Origin of the sequence: Pseudoalteromonas sp. Of7M-16, from assembly GCF_022347805.1 — a bacterium.
Classification (GTDB): domain Bacteria; phylum Pseudomonadota; class Gammaproteobacteria; order Enterobacterales; family Alteromonadaceae; genus Pseudoalteromonas; species Pseudoalteromonas luteoviolacea_F.
The window spans coordinates 1-17,945 of record NZ_JAKRFY010000014.1; the positions used below are offsets into that span (position 1 = coordinate 1).

The window sequence follows — 17,945 nt, forward strand, 5'->3', positions numbered from 1 at the left end:
ATTAATAGCCGGCCCAGAAAAAGTTTAGATTATCAGACGCCGAAAGAAGCCTTTTCACTTGAAAATATGAGTGGTGCACTTGGAACTTGAATTCGGGATGTATGTACTTGACAGTCACTCTTCACCACTTTCATTTACAAGTTTTTAAAACTCTTCCATGAGCGGGGCTACTACTCGCTTTTGATATTGACCAAGCGTTTCATCATGCTCAGCTATTACAAATACTTCCTTCGCTTGCCCTAAAGAACAATTCTCCTCGAGCCTTAAATACTTAATGATTTCAATAGGGCCAAACTGATTTTCGTCGATTAGCTTTTTAGCAATACCGACCAATCTGCCAACATATTCTTCAGGGGTCACATTAGCCATACTACAACCTTATAAATATTACGCTCGCCTTATCGGCGAAAAAACAGCACAATAAATTTGTGCCTGTCCCACCAAATGCCACCAAATACATGCAACATATCCTCAAAACATGTCTTTTTACTTGCCATAGCGGGTTAGAAAAAAACGCGTCAATGCTACGAATTAGGCTAACTTGATTTGTTAGTAGTACCTTTCACATCTTTAACCTTTATCAGTGCCACGATGAAAATCAATGCAACAATATCAATTTGAATCCACTGTGTATTCAATGATTCCGTATACTTATAAAAAGAAAACCCAGGTGAAAACTCAAAACCAAAAGCCAACTCTGGGCTCGTTGCATGCTTTATTGACAGGCCGATAAAACCTAACCCTGAATATTTGGCGGTTACTGAGCCTATAGAAAACCCTATAGCCTGTAGAGATTGATTGAGAATCGATAGCCAATACCATTGTGCTTTTTCTTTAACAGCTGTGTATCCAGCTACTGCATTCAGGATAATTAGGGGGATCCCAGCTATAAGCAATAGTACTGACATTCCATTCGTAAAAGTCGATAACGCAATAACGAAAAAAATTGCAATCGCAGCTACCAATTGAAAATACCCAACAATTTGTATCTTTCGTTCAGCTAATGAAAAAGAACCTTCTTCAAGACTCTCATTCAACTGATGAATTTCTTCTTCACGACGTTCCATTTCTTCCAAAAATGCACTGTAATTACTCGAACTTGGGTGAATGTTTTCTTTTACATCTAATAATTCAGAAATGGAATATTTTGAATAATCTATTTTTTTCATGTGTCTCTTGTACTGCTAGCGCCCCAATAAACTAACCGGAGAGTACCACAGCACTGTGGTAACCTCGTGCCGACCCGGCGACGCTTAATAAGTCAGCTTCATTGTATTGTACAGCATTTATCCTTCGATGCGGATAATCTTACCTGAACATGAGATGGTGAGCCCTTTTTGTGCTTATGCCCCAATCAACTATTTCCTAGCGGTTCTCTCCTGAATCAGTCAGGAATAGCATGACATCTATTCGCTTTAAGCTGTCCCAAATTGCTATAGTAAGTTTGTGACTGTCCCACCATGTTCTTCTACTTCCCACCATGTTCTTCCATCATGTTTTAAGCAATTTGTTATGTTTCACATTTTTGCAGCTCTAGCTCATCTATTAACTGCTGCCTGTATTCTAAAATAACCTCTTTCGGAATGTGGAAAATTTCACAATGGTTTTTATCAGGCTCTTGCATTGGATAAGCTCCCTGTCCAACCATGTGCCCACACCCACCACCTATGTCTTTTCCTAACCCTTTCAAAGTACATTCTGATACAGCCTTCCAGTAAGTATTATTGTATGCTGATTCTTTACACTCTTTGTATGAACGATTAAGCTCTCTGGATTCTTTTACTATGTCTGTTCTCTTTTTCTTGTACTCATCGTTATCTAAGCAACTGCCCACGGCAAAACTTGAAAAGCAGACCAAGAGAAAGAATGTAGAATATTTCATATAATTACCCTTGAAGCATAAGCCGTATTAAACGGTTAAGCATTAGTTGGCTAAAATGTGATGCGAAGCGAAACTGAGCCAAGCTTTAACAGTCTCGCGCTAAATTGGTTTGTTATAAGTATTTACTCAAATAGTACAAAAACTCTTTTATTTAAATGAGACTGATAAGCATATTTTAATTCTAATAAGTGCCCAGCTAAATCCATATCATTAACATTAGTATTTACCCATGATTTCTCATTCGACCAGTAAACAGCAGCACTCTTCAATTGTTCATCATCAATACAGCTCAACTCATTAGAAAAACTCGTTGGTAATATCCAAAGGTTGTTGCTTAGAATAGTGGCTGAACATTTAAAGCAACCAAGTAAATCACTGATTTGTGCTTTGCTAAAACGTCCACCACCAAGAATTGAATTTTCAGGAATTCCCTCAAAACTATTTAGAACGCAACCTTCATTTTCTGCGAAAAATGTAACGTCCACACTAGCTCCTTAAGGTATTTATAACGCTCGCATAAGTAGCATAAAATACTTGATTATAATTAATAAAGAATGAGCACAAACCAAACTTTTTACGTCAATCCTTGATACGTTTGTGAACTGTACTCAAAACCTAATACTATCGCTTTTTTATTTTTGTATTTTATAACCCGTTGGCTCTTTTTCTTTGGCGCTTCGATTGTCATTGTATTCAACACCATGATATTCACCACTATGGCCTGTTATTACTATTTTACCAGAATCTAACCACAGCATTACTCTTTTAGCTTCTTCAATTATCTGTGGGTAAAAATCATCAACCTTCCCATTGAAGTCATCTGAGCAAGTTAAACCAAGTCCATAACCTAAACCGAGGTTATCCATAAAACCGAAACCTTCACAATATAGGTCATAACATTGCTCGACATATTTATGAACATCGTTTGGTTTCTCAATAATTTTACAAAGAGCATTACGAATACTCCAATCATAATATTTACCCATAGAAAAGTACTTTGATAGCACTTTTTGAGCTTCATATAGACCTGATGCCGTTTTGTAATTTATTGAAATTATTTCGAGATAATCATCAGAACTTAGAGTCTGTTCGAGTGCAGTTTCCGAGTACACCCAACTCTCGAATGTGGACAACTCGATTTCTTTGGATACCAATTTATAGAAAGTTAATTCGACGGGGTGCAAACAAGTCTCTCCATACTGCTAACGCCTCACTTAACCGGCGTAAATAGCACACTAAACTAAGAGACAAAGGAGCGCAAGCTTGCAGTGTTGCAACCATTGTTTAATTAACTTGTTATATGACTTATTCACCAGTGTAGTTTTTGAATATAGTTTCGAGAGAAATTGAGTTTGGATATTTTTGATCAAAACTACGATAGTACAGTTTTATATATTCTTCAGTTGAGCAAAATGGTTGTGATATTTGAGCTGGCGTATTGTGAATAGCATCCATTAAATCTGCAACTAGCTGTGAATCTAAAAAGTTCGACCGCTTAAATAGACTAAACAGTGAAGAGTTTTTCGAACTTGTAGCTTGATAGCCTAAAAAACGGAGGTGAATTGTCACTTGAGCAATAACCTCTAAATGAGCTAGGGCTTCTTTACTTAAACCTGAATCCAATATTTAACCTCAATTGCCATATAACACTTGCAGCATGGACAAATTTTATTGGATTGGTTTTTGCCAGCTAAGCGGGTTAGCAAAAAGCGACACAGCAAAATTTGTCCGATGACTGCACTTGTTAGGCTATGATTACCAATAATATATATGCGGCTTAGAATTCCCCAACGGAAAAGCTATTCCATCGGGATCTTGGCCTTTTAAATTGGCGTGACATAACCTTTGATTTTCTCTCCTACGAGGTTTCGTCATATATAATTTTATCCACCACTTTGGAGTTTGACACAACCAATATGACGATTCAGGCCCCGTATATTTTCTTTTTATTTGACCGTTTGAATTACGATCTAATGTCTTATTTTTAATAGACACAATACATCCTCTAGCTTTAAGTTAGCTAAAAGATGTCTTTTTCAAAGTATCCGAAAGTTTTATACATTTTCACAATTCTCTACTAAGAGTCTCATTCCGCACTAAGGTATGAGACTCTTAGTAAAAATATCACAAGTTGTGGATCACTCTAACACAGTCTGTTCAAGCTTGTACCCAAATATTCTCAGTCCAACCTTGTCCATCTCGACCTCAAAACACCCGAACATACTCAAATACTCTAATGTTGGCGTTAGGTCCTGCATTTTGTATTGAGTTGGTGCATTTTCACATGGCTTAAACTCAACCCTATGAGGTAGCAACAGCCATTCAATTCGCCTGAATTCAAAAGGACCATTCAAAAGCACCGCAATCACCAATAGAATTGTCACCAAGTTGTTCTATACTATGAACAAAACCACTACGGCATTGCTGTTCACATACAAGCTTCCACATACAATGCACTATTTCTAAGCTCTAGTCATTAACAACCCCAAACAATTTTCTCCATTTCGAATTGGATATACACTTGTACGAAAATTTATCTATCTTTTTATCTAACAAGGTATTTCCCCATAGCCCTAACACCTAGCTTAACCCGAGCAAAATAGCAGACTGAAACTAGCGACGATAGAACACTAGCCTGCAATTTTACGCCCTTTTACTTGATACGCTTGCTATGTGGCTTCGCTACGGATTGAACTATATCTATCAACATGACGATGATTCATTAATTTCGCCGCATTAATTAAATGAGTCCAAAACTGTTTAGATTGAAGGCCATTATCAACGATTACACCATCTAGTTCTTCCATGGCTAATAATAACTCGTTGTGACTAATGTAAGTTAAAAAATCTTTCTCACAATAACCGTTACCTGACTCGATGACATCTTCTGGTAATAGAGCATAAGCAGCCATTATCTCTGCTTTAGTTAATCTCCACTTTTCGTATTTGTCCATGATATCTCCAAAGACACATATCGGCTCGCCTAAACAGCGAAAAATGCTTGGCTAAAATGAGCAACGAAGGAGTCCAAGCCAAACGTTTTGCATCAACCGCTTGAGGCGTTTGTTATATTTACACGACGCCTACAAAGGATAAAACCAGAAACAAAACAATGGTGAACAATATGGAAAATAGCGGCACTTTATATTGCCTGTATGTCCTTGCATCGCCTGCTGTAGTCAGCATATACAGCAGCTTTGACGTATTACTTACCTTCTTATTATCTATATTGTTACCAGAAACTACCTTGTGTACTTTCCAGGATACAAAACTGCCGCCATAACCCTTTACATCTGACGTTAGCTCAGTTCTGTGTTTCTCGATATTTTCTTCGTTTAGCTTGATAAGTTTGGTAATGCGAAGTTGATATCTGCCATTGCCTAATTCTTTTACAGTCTTTTCGGCGAAATCAGTTCTTTCATGAACTTTTTTGAACGCACCACGAAGTGCGATTAACGTAGAAAACTCAAAAATAAAAACCACAGATTGCATTGTGTTCTCTTGAAGTATCACTGATTCTTTTTCCCTTGCACCCTACCTGATTTAAATACAACACCGCTGCGGGGGCCAAAACCAGAATAAAGCGGCGTTTTGAGATTCGGTGCCTTTACTTGTTAAGTTCTGGTACTTTATAGACATAATTACCAACACCAATTCTCATGCAATCATTGAAGTCTTCTGGCTCGGATCCAGTATATATTGATTGCAGAATTAGGGTTTTATCTGGAACATCTTTGAAGCTTAATTCGAAACCATGGCCATTCCACGCCTCACCGATTTGCCTTACCTCAACGACTTCAAAACCTATGAATTGCTCTAACATTGGAAGCCTACAAACGCAACGTCCTTCATTGGAACTTTCTTCTTGAAACTGTTCGAGACTGCGTTTAAAACCCATAACCTCTGAGCCAACAAGACCATGCACTGAGTACCAAACACCATCAAATAGAAGATGAACAACATTTATTTCATCCGCGACAACATTAGCTAAAGCCGAATCAAGCCTTAACCCTTTAATGGATCCCAGATCTGATGATCCTTCTTTAATTATTTTCTTGTAATCGTATTCCATACTCGATTGTACCTAATACCCCAAACACGGGAATTTTGATAATTAAAACTGAAGGTTACACCTAAACCTCTGACTTTTAAACAACAAAAAGCACGCAAAAACATGTCCCGTGATTTGGTTTGTTATGTACGACGCTTAAACATCCAAAGAGCAAACATAGCTACACCCATGAAAAGAATGGCGACTGATGAAGTCCTTGAATCACTGCGGGCCTCGGACGATGTTAAATACGATTTGCCGGAAATATTCGCACCAACTACCTTACCATTACGACTAATATAAAGCTTAGCTAACCTACCGATAAATGATTGAGCAACCTTTTCATTGCGGCAGCCTGTAGAGTCTTTAAATGATTTGGGTAAGGAGAACACGTCTTCAGAATTAGTTAGCTTCAAACGAGCAGAAGACTTTCTTGGACACTCCAAGACCAGAACGGTTCCTTCCGCGACTCGCTCAACTGTATAAGCAGTGTTTGTGTTCTTGGTCAGTCCATTTATACCAGAGAACATACACAAAAAGGAAAACAGCAAAACTATTACCTGAGCTGATTTAGTCATAATCACCTTAGTACATAACGTTTTATCTACGATACATGTCGCATAACAACAGTGTACTGTCCGCCGCAAAACAAAGGCTATTCAGATACACAATTTATTACGCTCGACAATAACAATAATTTACGCTGAGATCACCAAAAATAGCAGTGAATTTGTGACTGCCCACCATGCTCTTATAAATAGTTTGTTAGTTGTTTTTACAATGGTATTTAAATAACACGAAGAGTGTGTTTATAAAAACACACCCTTGAAAAAAAATTAACCAATGAGTGCTTTCAGCTAGCGACGCTATAACTGTAATGCAAAAAAGTGAAGAGCTAATTATAACGATTACTTGTAGCCAGTAAATATACCCACATCTACCAGCTAGAAACATAGACCACCCTAACATGAAAAGTTGTGCAATGATGAGAATTGGAGCTCCAGTCATTTACGAACACCCAACGCCGCAATATGAGGCGTTAAATTCGCGAAGAATGAGCGCCAGCCAAAGCTTTAGACATCCCACACATCATTACCGTGTTAAACATAAACATCAATTGCGCTTACTTTGAATCTGGTAGTCTTGGAGGTGGTGGCGGAGCAACCTCCGCTGGCTCGAAAGCAAGAAGTTCTTTCAGTTTATAGACGTTCCAATTTGCGCAAAAAATAACAGTGGACCTATCTTTTTTTGTAGTATTGTAAGACAGTATAATCTCAGTATCATTAATGTGCTTTTTAGCAATACTTAAATATGAACTGTAGTACTCGCCTACATAGTTGTGATCGTCACGTATATCTAAGTTAACTATAAACTCGCCTTTTATACGTGCTGTAACACTACTTAAAAACTCATCACCTTTTTGGATTGGTGAAAGTATTTCGTATTCTATCATTTCATGCTCAGATTTATTCTGGGCTTGATGATTAATGGCAAAAGGTGAAAAACCTTTTACATCACCACAAGCTAATATTTCAAAACTAGAAAAAATAAACAAGATTAAAAGTTTATACATGGCCTTCCTTAAGGTGTAACGCCTTGTTAAGTGTCTACTCAACAGAGCTTACAGCTTTATTTTTTAGATCAACAGTATAGATATGACCCAATTCATTGGTAACTTTCAACTTATTGCCCCAAAAATTTAGCTCGGTAGAAGTAATAAAAACATCTTGAACATCAGATTCTTGAGATTGCTCATAAGATGTTTTATATACTTGGATTCCCCATATGGGGTTCCCTGTTTTAGTGTCTAAGACTTGTATGTATCCACCATTTTGATTAGTTCCATTTTCATGAGACCAATGTGGAACAGTATAAACATAATTACCAGAAATGATTGATGATACTGGCTTCGGAGCCTTGCGTTTAGCGTGACTCGGTAGAGAAATAAGCACACTGATAATAAAGAACAGACAATATTTCGTAGACACTTAATACTCCGATATGGATTGGCAGCTAACGCTTTAATAATAGGCAGAAAATTGTTTGCTAAAATGTTGAGGAACGAAAATAGAAAACTGTTTTTGTCCTTATTAATTAGTTTGTTACAAAGCATTCACCCACCAACAGTATCAAATGATTTACAGCTTGGGTCGTAAGAATCTCTAATTGCTCGTTGAAACAAGCCTGAGAGTTGACGCAACGTTTTTTAAGCCCATTTCTTAATTTTTTGTACAGTGACTCAACTACCTGATGAGATGAGCAGTTGTAAGCCCAATCCAAATCAGTTGAAGCAATTGCAATTCGGCCGGAAGTAAGGATTCCGTCCTCTAGTACACTTCGTTATATTAGGATGAGGCCATCATCTAGTAGAACCTCATCGAAGTGTTGCCCATGTTTAATGTTCACTCCTCGATGCTCCATAGGTGATCGTCAAAGGCAGCATGATCACCTTCGTTCAAGAAATATTGAAATTCACTCCGCACCTCGATTCCTTAGTAGCCCTAAGCGACGTAAAATGGTTGGCTAAATTAGGAACAAAGTGACGTAAGCCAAGCTTTTTCCGTTCGTACTTTGGCGATTTGTTAGGTATTAGTTACAACCAGTAAAAAAACAATTATACCTGAAATAATAACTCCAATGACGCCTGCGCAACACCAGAGAATCTTAAAACCTATAGTTCTAATTCTTTGCCCTGATTCAGAAAAATGTTCAGCAGCTAACGTTAAAGGCCAAATATTACTTTGAACAGATAAATCTCTTTCTGGTGCTGACGGTAAAATATGCTTATAAAGGAGCGAAGAAAGAACAAGCATTATTATGCAAAATATAAACATCAATGAAACTATAATATAAAACATAATTGTATCCATTACACCAGCTATCCTAAACACCTAACGCCCAGCACAGCGGCTGGCAAAGTTGGTACGTACGTAACAGTTTGAGTGACAGGTTTGTACTTGTTAGCCGTTGCCATGCCGAATCTCCCCTTCCTCGAAAACACCTACAATACAATCAATATGCGGATCTTGAGCATTCTCATTTATTGCCCATTGCCAATCGACTATCTCGGTGTCTGTTGTAAATTTTAATCTAACACCATTCTCAAAACTCAGCTCTAAGCTTAAATCAGAATTTAAGAAAACCTCTGCTATCTTTTGCCGAAGCGTTGTAGTAAGAATTATTCCCTTAGCAATATCTTCCTTGTCGATTGCTTCTTTAGCTGGCTGATAACCAGAAATAACTCTATTTAAGCCCTCTTCATCTGGAGAAATAACATTTTGAGAGATAAGCCAAAAACTATCGAAATATAGATCGAATGTATCACCAATACTTATACGAGAATAGAAATTCCCTAATAGCTTCTCTTCTAGTATCTCGATGTCGCTCATAATTCTCCAAAGACTGCTAACGGCTAATATAGTTGGCTATAACTTGTAAGGAACGAACAAAGCCAACTGAATTTTGCCCGCTTTTAAATAGTTTGTTAGTTGTACGCTATTCGCCTGCTTATAATACCATTTGGTTACGCCATTCAGCTACGCTAGCCCACTTTTCATCAGTCACCCCATTGTGCGACCAAAACACCACTTCACCACTTCTATTAATGCAATAGTAATCAGAGTTATCTTCACAAATAGGCATGAGCTCAACAGGTAAGTCATAAAACTGTCGAGCACTCACCAATGTTTCATATATGTCAGCATAACTAGGTGGATCGGTTATTTCTAATGCTTCAAGTGGTGCATCACCTAGGTCATACCCAGATTTAATGAATGCTACATATTCAGGTGGAAAAGTGAAACCTAGCTTTTCTTGAGCCTCTGCAATTGCAATATCAGTAGGTATTTTTAACTCGAATTCTTCCATTTTCTCTGACTCAGATAAAGCACAAATATTTTCTTCTTCTGAAACATCAAAAGTAATCATTATTAAGTTTTTGTCTAATTCCCAAATCGATGTATTACTAGTGAAATTATAATAATTCCAACGCCCGCCGTGTTCTTTGATACTTATATGTTCAAACACAACACCCTCTACTTTTGCTGAATCTAAAAAAGTAGACCAGCCTTGTTTTGGAGATAACTCAATTTTCAAATTACTTCCTTCGTCTCAAACACCCGCTTTGTGAAGCTGGCAGCTTTGCTAAGTCCGAGAGCTTTGACTTGTTAGCTGAGACCACACTCATGCTCTTAAATAAGCCCATGCTCTACTAAAGCCTCTTCCCACAGAGCTGACTTATTCTCACGAAAGTACTTACTCAGTAGGTTACTTACTTCAGGAGACTGAAAACTATTGTTTTCTATGTAGGCTTTTAAATTTTCTGAACTTACCGCGTCCATTTCTTTAATTTTTGTTTGTGGTTCGCAACAACCATAGCCATCAAAAGATATTCTTACCAAGTAAAGGCAGCCATTTGGATTTACATCAAAGTCGGTAAAAACTGAATCATCCTGCAAAGCCAAACAATACTTACATGGGCGCGTCGGCATTGGCTCAAATTTTCGAATATTCATGTTTCTCGCCTGTATAGCTAACACCGCTGTAACCGGCTAATATTAGTTGACTATAGTTTGTGAGACACGAACAAAGCCAACGGTTATTTGTCCGCGTTTACGACTTTGTTAGTTGTACCTTCTCAGCAAGAAGCTGCGTTTTGTGCGCAAGTTTTCTTGATGCCCAACTCTTCGTGATAATGCATCGTAGCACAAAAAGTTAATACAAAAATAATTGAGCCACCTAACCAACAATTAAGCTCTCTTAGTTTAAACTGACCACGCCCTAAAGCCGATGTAAAAATAACGAAACTTCTAAAAATAAGAATAAACGTGATAAATAGAAACGCAAAAATGACAATTCCAGCTGTACTCATAATTCTCCAGTGCAACTAACGCTTTGCTCCGAGTCAAAAAATGCTTGGCAAAAATTAGCGACGAAGGAGCGCAAGCCAAGCGTTTTGCGTCCTTTTGAGCAACTTGTTAGCTGCCTTTTTGTACTGACTTTGAAAATGCGTAAAGCTCTCCTAATAAGTGCTTGTACTTTTGATTTAGTTCATCAGCATTGGCTTTCCAACAGAACTCACCTTTGGCATTGGTTGATTGCCCTAGAACTAAATCATTTAGGCTACCTATACCGCCACTTCCTGCCATTATTATGTTGGCACAATTAAGAAACTCATTGGAATCAAAAGCTGATAACGCACGTTTAAAGTGTTTAACCCACCAATCTGATTTTTCGTCTTCTAACAAAGAGATCATTTCGGTTAACTGAACTCGGATATTTTCGTACATGCTTTCCCTAGGCAACTAACGCTCCGATATGGGGCGCAAAATGCATGGCTATAATTAGCGAGGTTCGAGCGCAGCCAAGCTTTTTTCGTCCTTACCATTATTGGCTTGTTATATGTCGATTAAGCCTATCTAAAGCAGCGTTTTATCATATAGCTGCAAACACTGGCTAGAGCAAAAAACAATATCGAAAATGCCATTATGCCTAAACTAGGCAATAGCTTTCCAGCTTTGTCACTAACAAGGATTTCATAAATACCGAATAACATCCCGAAACCAGCTAATGTAAAAAACAAAAAACCAATTAGCATTGAGAAAAATACAAAGGGTTTTTGAAGGTTCTTAAGTTGCAACCCCAATAAAATAGCTTCGATTAATTCCACAACTCTACCTTAGGCATAAAACGCTTACAGCACGGGCGCGCTTTTCAGCGCCCCATGACTGTTTTTGTTAGGTTTTTTTGTTAACTCAATAACGGCAAGCATATCCTCACCGTCTTCGTCCATTCCAATTTCTACAAACCCAAAGCTAGAATAGAACTCCTTTGCCACTGGATTAGCAGGATCATAACAAATCTCGATCTCTCGGAGGTCTGGTTCCTGCTTTATTTCATCCAAGGCAAGGTTCAATGCTTTACGACCAATTCCTTTTTGTTGATATTTCTTATCAACCATGAAACGCCATATCGATATTCTTTCATTGGATTCTTGCACCCACATAAAAAATCCAACCGGTTCTTCTTTTAAATAGATTGCCCTGGTTTCATACCCTTCATTGAACATCGACTCGACTAACGAATACATATTGCATGCGACATATTCTTCCTGCTCTTTTGTAACATCAAGCTCGCAAACCTCTTCGTAATTACCCTTAGTTACTGAACGGAGTGATACTTCCACTATTTTTTCCTAAAACTTAACGCCTTGATAATTGCAAATTTTGCTGGGATAGTTTTTGCGCGCGAAGCGCAATAGCATAAAACGACACAGTAAGATTAGTCTCATTAATCAACTTGTTAGCTATGCCACACGATCAACTCTGAAACTGTAACAACCGTAAGCAGCATATCTTGCAATTACAAAGCTTACCTTTTCATTGGTTAAAAACTCTTCAAGATCTGATTCTGCTTGCTCAGGTGATGTCAATTTTGCGTCTAATATACGCTCATTAGCACAATATGCTTTTAGTACAAATGTATGACTTAAATAATCGGTTTCAGATCCATTTGGCAATGGCAGTTTGTTACTATCAAACTCCCCACTCTCAGAGTTTGCCAGTACGAAAATTGGACCATATTCTTTATACGGGCCTGTTTTTGTGAACGGACAATAACTGGCCAATATTAGTTCTTCACCAGCCTTTGCGCCACGAAGCACATCTCGACATGGTTCACCACCTTTAGCTTCCAATACTTCTACAGGTTGATTTTGATCGTCAATACCAACATTTCTAACTTTATCTAAGAAATCCGATCTTACAGGTACTATTTTATACTTCATTTGACTCCCTCAATAGCTAACGCCGAAAATAAACGGCTAAAAATAGTTGGCTAAAATTTGTGAGGTACGAGCAAAGCCAACTGTTTTTTGTACGCCTTTAAACTGTTTGTTAGGGTTACTTTTGCACAAAAGGAGATGCAATGGAACCACGCTCATACTCTTGAACCACAATCTCTGCACTGAAACCAGAGACACCACCTTTTTGAACTAAAGCATTTAGAGCTTTATTGGCTTTTGATTTATGCTCTGTTGCTAGAAGGTGACAGGCAGACCAGCAAACTACCCAATCATTTTTATGCTTAAGTAAAGAAAGTAATTCGGAGTATTCGTGAGGTTCTGAATGGGTTCCTTCATAGATTCAAAATATTCATGGTCGTTTGAAGATGTGCCATCACCTTTGGCAATTGCTGATTCACAAAATTGTTCAATATGCGACATATCTACCCTGTAACCCTAACGCTTGCCTAACCGGCGCAAAATAGCAGGCTAAAATTAGCGACAAAGGAGCGCAAGCCATGCGTTTTGCGTCCATGCCATAATTGACTTGTTATGTCTCCCAACTCGTATCATCACCTATACATTTAAAGACGATGCCTGACCTACCATTTAAGCTGAAAGTAACCTTAGACCCATTTTCAATGGCTTCCGTTTCACAAGATATTATTTGCGACCCCGCAATATTCAACTCGTTACCGAGGTCACGAAACTTATATGAGGTTTCATCAAATTTAATTATGTGCTCATTTTCAAAATCAGTAATATCGTGACGCCAGAAAACGATGCCGCAATCAAAGTAAAGTCGATACCAAGTATTTCCGACATTGAGATAGACGACATTGGCCTCTTCTTCACAGACACCTTCATACCAGAACTCCTGCACAATCAACTGTTTTAGTTCTCTCCCACTGAGTTCGGGTACTACTCCATTAATTTCAAGTTCTTCCATAGTCTAAGGGAAACCTAACGCCGTTGTAGTTGGCTAAAATTTGTGAGGTACGAACAAAGCCAACGGTTATTTGCCGCCCTTTTTAATTTGCCTTGTTTGTTAAAGATACCTAGAACGGAAAGCAACTCAAACTAGTTGGCCTAATTTGGCCAGAAAGCCTTGTTGCAACTTCAGCCCACGAATTACTGCCATTTGCATGTAAAAGTAACTTTGAAATATGACACTTAATAACATTCCAATCAAATTCTTCGAGCACCAATGTCGGCGGCATAAATGAATTAATTGTCCGATTTTCAATTGCCTTGGGAGAGGCTACATAGAATTCAAAAAACACGCTATCGGCTTGATGATTATCAAAGCACAAGTCTAGCTCCATGAGAACATCAAACTCTTCCAAATCACTAGGGTAACCGGAAGTTGATGGTTCTAATTGTTCGCTTGTTATTCCGAGTAACTCAATATTCATGGTATCTCTAACGCTTTGCACAGCGGCGCAAAATAGCAGGCTAAAATTAGCAACAAAGGAGCGCAAGCCTGCTGTTTTGCGACCATTGGTCAAAGCGTTTTGTTAGCTGCCGTTTAACAGCTGAATTGCTAATTGTTTATTAAAAACATCTAATATTGACGCGGAACCCCATGGTTTTTCCATTACCCAATTTGGTAATTCAGTTTTAGATTTAACTGAGGCGAAAACTATAAACAAAAGAACTTGTGTATCATTAGGGTCGATTTTGTTTAACTCAAGAGCATATTTCAGTGCTTTCTTGTATTCTTGCTGCTGAATAGCAATCACATAATCACTTTCAAGTTTCGCCCAAGTTTTAGTTATATCATGAGCAAAACAAGAAAAACTAAAAAATAATGCCAGTATGACAATTTTACGCATAATCCCTCACGGCTGCTAACGCTCTAATAATAGGCAAAAATTGTTGGCTGAAATGTTGAGGAACGAAAACAGCAAGCTGTTTTTTGTCCTTATTTATTAACTTTTTATATGGCACTTACCTTAACTCAGAGGTTAGAGGTGAGCCACTTTTAATTAAGGTTATTATTTCTCTACACTGTTGAGCAACCTTAGGATTATTCGAACTCCAATACATTCTTTTTTGCATTTGAGCTAAATAATCATATTCAGACTCGTTAGCTTTAACCTGCTCAACTAACCAATGATTTGATTTTAACCATTGGCTTATTTCATTATTTTCGTCACACGACTCTTTTGAGGTTTCAATAATTGACAGCATCCAAGCCGCAGCACTCCCCACTTGAGCACATTTTTTTGAATTAGCATCACAAATTTCATTTGAACTAACTTGCCAAAAGAATAACGCAATAATTATAAATAAACACCGGACCATATTTGTGCCATCTAACGCCGCCGTAAGAGGCGGAAAATGCTTGGCTATAGGATCGCAAGCCAAGCTTTTTTTGCACTCTTTATGTTCGATGCGTTTTTTATGCTCACTCTGGATAGGAGCCTAGTTTTTTTAACCTCGCCCAAGATGGTGCCGCTAGGTTAGAATGGTTAGAATATTGGCTTTCCGCAGATATAGACTGAGTTTCTTTGATTACAATGGATTCTAGGAGGTCGTAATCTGAGTCTGATAGCTTACCCGACTTAGTGTGTACACCAATTTCCGGATAACAGTTATCGGTTGAATGGCTACAGACTGACACTAGATAGAATTCAAAAACCCCATCGCTTTTCAGTGATAAGCTTTCTAGCTGAAGGCGAATTGCTTCTAAGCATGGAATAACAAACCTAAAGTCGTCATATTTTGTTGAGTCTGAAAACTCAGAAAATAGAATCCCGTAACTTCTATCGTACATCTACGATGCTCCTAGAGAATACAACGCCTTAATAATCGGCTAAGAATAGCAGACTAAACTAAGCGAAGAATAAGCGCAAGCAAGCTATTTTGCGCCCACAGTTTAATTGAATTGTAATAATGGCATTTAAAATTATTAGATACGTTGCACAGAGCAAAGGCCAAAACAAATTCACTCCACCAGCGCCTTTCCAGGATCTAAATAAAACATCTTTTTCCAACCCTGTGTTTCTAGTGTAGCGCGCCAAGGCAGAGGGATTAGAGAAAGTATTGAATAATGCAGATGTGCGGGTTTGCCTTTGGCGTTACCAGTGTCGCCAAGTGTACCTATTGACTCTCCTGAACTAAGCCACTGCCCTTGGGAGATTGAGTAACTTTGTAAGTGAGCATAGTAATGAATACGCCATTTTGGCCCAAGCACAGCCACAACTTTGCCACCTTTATTGGCCTGCCCGACAAAAAGCACAACACCACTCGACGCCGATAATACCTCTGTGCCTTTTTTACCAAATATGTCTATGCCTTTGTGCACCCCTGATGTGCCCCATGGTTCGTATCAGAAGGTGTTTTGGTGCCAATCATTTACAGTGGCATCTCGTACAGGTATATGTAGAGATTGCGGGACCAGCCCCCCAATCACTATTGCAACTAATAGGGTTAAAAATACATATTTAAACAACTTCAAATGAATCTCCTTGAAAAAACCACCTTGTCACACATTTAAAAAAGCGAATAAATCTATTGCGCGTTTTGCACGAAAAGTAATAACTTAGCCGGTAACAAGCCTTTAAAAGTAGATTAAATACTAAAACTCCTTAAAAAGTGCTGAATATGCCTCTGATTAAATTACAATCTAATAATCTTGTACTATACGATTTTGATTTATTCCTCCATTTTGCTTTCATAATTATGTATCACTATTTGCCATAATTAGCCGTAAACTCGCTTGGAATAGATATGCCGCACACACTAGATAAGGAAAACTTCCAATCATTTGGTGTCGTTTGTGAACAAAAAAATAACAATAAAAACCAAGAAAGTACTAAAAACACGAAAAGTAGTGAGCCCACAGCCATTTTGCCATCCAGTCTTGGCTGTGCCAGTTTTCGCAAGGACTATGGTTTAAAATATGCCTACTTAGCTGGGGGCATGTATCGTGGTATTGCATCTAAAGAGCTAGTGACTGCCCTTGCTAATACTGGATTGATGGGTTTTTTAGGAACTGGCGGTAGAGCCATAAAAGACATTGAACATGATATTGTTCATATTCAAAAAACACTTGCTGAAGGCCAAGCTTATGGCATGAATTTGGTCGCTAATTTAGACTCGCCTGATATTGAGCTTGCCACTGTTGAGCTGTACTTAAAATACGGTATACGCTGTATTGAAGCGGCGGCATTTATCCGCATCACACCTGCGCTTGTGTTATATCGCCTTCAAGGCCTATACCAAGACGCGCAAGGCATTGTGCGCTCTAGCAACAAAGTGATTGCCAAACTCTCGCGCCCCGAGGTTGCAAGTCACTTTTTAAGCCCTGCACCTATGCGGGTCGTGCAACAACTGCTCGAAGCGAACAAGATCACCACTGAGCAAGCGCAATTAAGCCAATCGGTATTTATGTGTGATGACATTTGCGTCGAAGCAGACTCAGGAGGCCATACAGACAGAGGCTTACCTGCAGTGCTGCTCCCTTCAATACAAAGTCTGCGCAACCAAAAAGTTGCAGAATATGGCTTTGCTCATGTGCCTCGTGTAGGTCTTGGAGGTGGGATTGGTACGCCCAGCTCGGCAGCTGCTGCATTTATGATGGGCGCTGACTTTATTCTTACCGGTTCGATTAACCAATGCACCGTCGAAGCTGGCACCTCAGACACAGTTAAAAATATGCTGCAAAACATCAATGTACAAGACACTGATTACGCCCCAGCTGGCGATATGTTTGAGTCGGGAGCCAAGGTACAAGTACTTAAAAAAGGTGTATTTTTTGCGGCTCGCGCTAACAAGCTATTTCAACTGTACCAGCAGTATGACTCACTCGATGCTTTGCCTGACAAGCTCAAAACCCAACTACAAGACAAATATTTCAACATGAGCTTTGATGCCATTTGGCGACAAACCAAAGCGTACTTGCTGGCAACTGGCCGCCCTGAAGATGTAACGCGTGCAGAGCAAGACAGCAAGTACAAAATGGCGCGGGTGTTTCGCTGGTATTTTGCCCACAGTATGAAACTGGCCTTCAGCGGTGATGAACAAGCGCGAGTGAACTTTCAGGTACATACCGGCCCTTCCCTTGGTGCTTTTAACCAATGGGTGAAAGGCACAGAGCTGGAGTCATGGCAAAACCGTCACGTTGATAAGATTGCAGACAAACTGATGCGCGACACCGCTGAATTGATGAATGCCAAGGTTCGACAACTACTGGCAGCTAACCTCGCTTACAAATAAAAAACGGA

The 17,945-nt window shown here is 38.8% G+C and carries 26 protein-coding genes and 1 pseudogene; 1 reads left to right on the forward strand and 26 read right to left on the reverse strand.

The window, feature by feature from the left end:
* Positions 1-144 precede the first annotated feature (144 nt).
* From MHN81_RS14920 to MHN81_RS15045, 26 genes and pseudogenes are all read right to left on the reverse strand, one after another.
* Complete coding sequence (locus tag MHN81_RS14920; protein WP_023401112.1) at positions 145-369, reverse strand: hypothetical protein; 225 nt, start codon at positions 367-369, stop codon at positions 145-147.
* Positions 370-536: 167 nt separating this feature from the next.
* Positions 537-1,169 (reverse strand): hypothetical protein, encoded by a 633-nt coding sequence (locus MHN81_RS14925; protein ID WP_023401113.1) that lies wholly within the window; start codon positions 1,167-1,169, stop codon positions 537-539.
* A gap of 341 nt (positions 1,170-1,510) precedes the next feature.
* Complete coding sequence (locus MHN81_RS14930) at positions 1,511-1,882, reverse strand: hypothetical protein (protein WP_239426113.1); 372 nt, start codon at positions 1,880-1,882, stop codon at positions 1,511-1,513.
* Between the two features lie 122 nt (positions 1,883-2,004).
* The gene (locus MHN81_RS14935; RefSeq protein ID WP_023401116.1) at positions 2,005-2,367 is read right to left on the reverse strand and encodes a hypothetical protein; all 363 of its coding nucleotides are present in this window, start codon (positions 2,365-2,367) and stop codon (positions 2,005-2,007) included.
* Between the two features lie 147 nt (positions 2,368-2,514).
* Positions 2,515-3,066 carry a hypothetical protein gene (locus tag MHN81_RS14940; protein WP_239426114.1) on the reverse strand — a complete coding sequence of 184 codons (552 nt, stop codon included), beginning with the start codon at positions 3,064-3,066 and terminating at the stop codon, positions 2,515-2,517.
* A gap of 121 nt (positions 3,067-3,187) precedes the next feature.
* Positions 3,188-3,505 carry a hypothetical protein gene (locus MHN81_RS14945; RefSeq protein WP_239426115.1) on the reverse strand — a complete coding sequence of 106 codons (318 nt, stop codon included), beginning with the start codon at positions 3,503-3,505 and terminating at the stop codon, positions 3,188-3,190.
* A gap of 515 nt (positions 3,506-4,020) precedes the next feature.
* The gene (locus MHN81_RS14950; protein ID WP_239426116.1) at positions 4,021-4,266 is read right to left on the reverse strand and encodes a hypothetical protein; all 246 of its coding nucleotides are present in this window, start codon (positions 4,264-4,266) and stop codon (positions 4,021-4,023) included.
* A 285-nt stretch (positions 4,267-4,551) separates the two neighbouring features.
* Positions 4,552-4,836, reverse strand: coding sequence for a hypothetical protein (locus tag MHN81_RS14955; protein WP_239426117.1), 285 nt, complete (start codon positions 4,834-4,836; stop codon positions 4,552-4,554).
* Between the two features lie 118 nt (positions 4,837-4,954).
* The gene (locus MHN81_RS14960; protein WP_023401121.1) at positions 4,955-5,374 is read right to left on the reverse strand and encodes a hypothetical protein; all 420 of its coding nucleotides are present in this window, start codon (positions 5,372-5,374) and stop codon (positions 4,955-4,957) included.
* 115 nt (positions 5,375-5,489) lie between these two features.
* Positions 5,490-5,954 (reverse strand): hypothetical protein, encoded by a 465-nt coding sequence (locus MHN81_RS14965; protein ID WP_239426118.1) that lies wholly within the window; start codon positions 5,952-5,954, stop codon positions 5,490-5,492.
* Positions 5,955-6,076: 122 nt separating this feature from the next.
* Positions 6,077-6,511, reverse strand: coding sequence for a hypothetical protein (locus MHN81_RS14970; protein WP_239426119.1), 435 nt, complete (start codon positions 6,509-6,511; stop codon positions 6,077-6,079).
* Positions 6,512-7,056: 545 nt separating this feature from the next.
* The gene (locus MHN81_RS14975; protein WP_023401124.1) at positions 7,057-7,506 is read right to left on the reverse strand and encodes a hypothetical protein; all 450 of its coding nucleotides are present in this window, start codon (positions 7,504-7,506) and stop codon (positions 7,057-7,059) included.
* A 34-nt stretch (positions 7,507-7,540) separates the two neighbouring features.
* The gene (locus MHN81_RS14980) at positions 7,541-7,921 is read right to left on the reverse strand and encodes a hypothetical protein (protein ID WP_239426120.1); all 381 of its coding nucleotides are present in this window, start codon (positions 7,919-7,921) and stop codon (positions 7,541-7,543) included.
* A gap of 594 nt (positions 7,922-8,515) precedes the next feature.
* Positions 8,516-8,803, reverse strand: a complete 288-nt coding sequence (locus tag MHN81_RS14985) for a hypothetical protein (RefSeq protein WP_023401126.1) — start codon at positions 8,801-8,803, stop codon at positions 8,516-8,518.
* Between the two features lie 90 nt (positions 8,804-8,893).
* Entirely contained in the window at positions 8,894-9,322 is a 429-nt protein-coding gene (locus MHN81_RS14990; RefSeq protein ID WP_023401130.1) for a hypothetical protein, read from the reverse strand.
* A 118-nt stretch (positions 9,323-9,440) separates the two neighbouring features.
* Positions 9,441-10,028, reverse strand: a complete 588-nt coding sequence (locus tag MHN81_RS14995) for an SMI1/KNR4 family protein (RefSeq protein WP_239426121.1) — start codon at positions 10,026-10,028, stop codon at positions 9,441-9,443.
* Positions 10,029-10,123: 95 nt separating this feature from the next.
* Positions 10,124-10,447, reverse strand: a complete 324-nt coding sequence (locus MHN81_RS15000; RefSeq protein ID WP_023401132.1) for a hypothetical protein — start codon at positions 10,445-10,447, stop codon at positions 10,124-10,126.
* 462 nt (positions 10,448-10,909) lie between these two features.
* Positions 10,910-11,221: a hypothetical protein gene (locus tag MHN81_RS15005; RefSeq protein ID WP_023401134.1), complete on the reverse strand. Its 312-nt coding sequence runs from the start codon at positions 11,219-11,221 to the stop codon at positions 10,910-10,912.
* A gap of 404 nt (positions 11,222-11,625) precedes the next feature.
* Positions 11,626-12,117 (reverse strand): GNAT family N-acetyltransferase, encoded by a 492-nt coding sequence (locus MHN81_RS15010; protein ID WP_023401136.1) that lies wholly within the window; start codon positions 12,115-12,117, stop codon positions 11,626-11,628.
* Between the two features lie 120 nt (positions 12,118-12,237).
* Positions 12,238-12,717: a DUF1203 domain-containing protein gene (locus MHN81_RS15015; RefSeq protein WP_023401137.1), complete on the reverse strand. Its 480-nt coding sequence runs from the start codon at positions 12,715-12,717 to the stop codon at positions 12,238-12,240.
* A gap of 547 nt (positions 12,718-13,264) precedes the next feature.
* A complete protein-coding gene (locus tag MHN81_RS15020) occupies positions 13,265-13,663 on the reverse strand; it encodes a hypothetical protein (protein WP_023401139.1) in 399 nt (132 codons plus the stop codon).
* 109 nt (positions 13,664-13,772) lie between these two features.
* Positions 13,773-14,129, reverse strand: a complete 357-nt coding sequence (locus MHN81_RS15025; protein ID WP_239426122.1) for an Imm8 family immunity protein — start codon at positions 14,127-14,129, stop codon at positions 13,773-13,775.
* A 102-nt stretch (positions 14,130-14,231) separates the two neighbouring features.
* Positions 14,232-14,549, reverse strand: coding sequence for a hypothetical protein (locus MHN81_RS15030; protein ID WP_239426123.1), 318 nt, complete (start codon positions 14,547-14,549; stop codon positions 14,232-14,234).
* A 115-nt stretch (positions 14,550-14,664) separates the two neighbouring features.
* On the reverse strand, positions 14,665-15,084 hold the full coding sequence (locus tag MHN81_RS15035; protein WP_239426124.1) for a hypothetical protein: 420 nt from the start codon (positions 15,082-15,084) through the stop codon (positions 14,665-14,667).
* A gap of 40 nt (positions 15,085-15,124) precedes the next feature.
* Positions 15,125-15,493: a hypothetical protein gene (locus tag MHN81_RS15040; protein ID WP_023401141.1), complete on the reverse strand. Its 369-nt coding sequence runs from the start codon at positions 15,491-15,493 to the stop codon at positions 15,125-15,127.
* Between the two features lie 171 nt (positions 15,494-15,664).
* Positions 15,665-16,177: pseudogene (locus MHN81_RS15045) on the reverse strand (M23 family metallopeptidase).
* Positions 16,178-16,449: 272 nt separating this feature from the next.
* Here MHN81_RS15045 and MHN81_RS15050 point away from each other — a divergent pair.
* Positions 16,450-17,937 carry a PfaD family polyunsaturated fatty acid/polyketide biosynthesis protein gene (locus MHN81_RS15050; protein ID WP_239426125.1) on the forward strand — a complete coding sequence of 496 codons (1,488 nt, stop codon included), beginning with the start codon at positions 16,450-16,452 and terminating at the stop codon, positions 17,935-17,937.
* Positions 17,938-17,945: the final 8 nt, after the last annotated feature.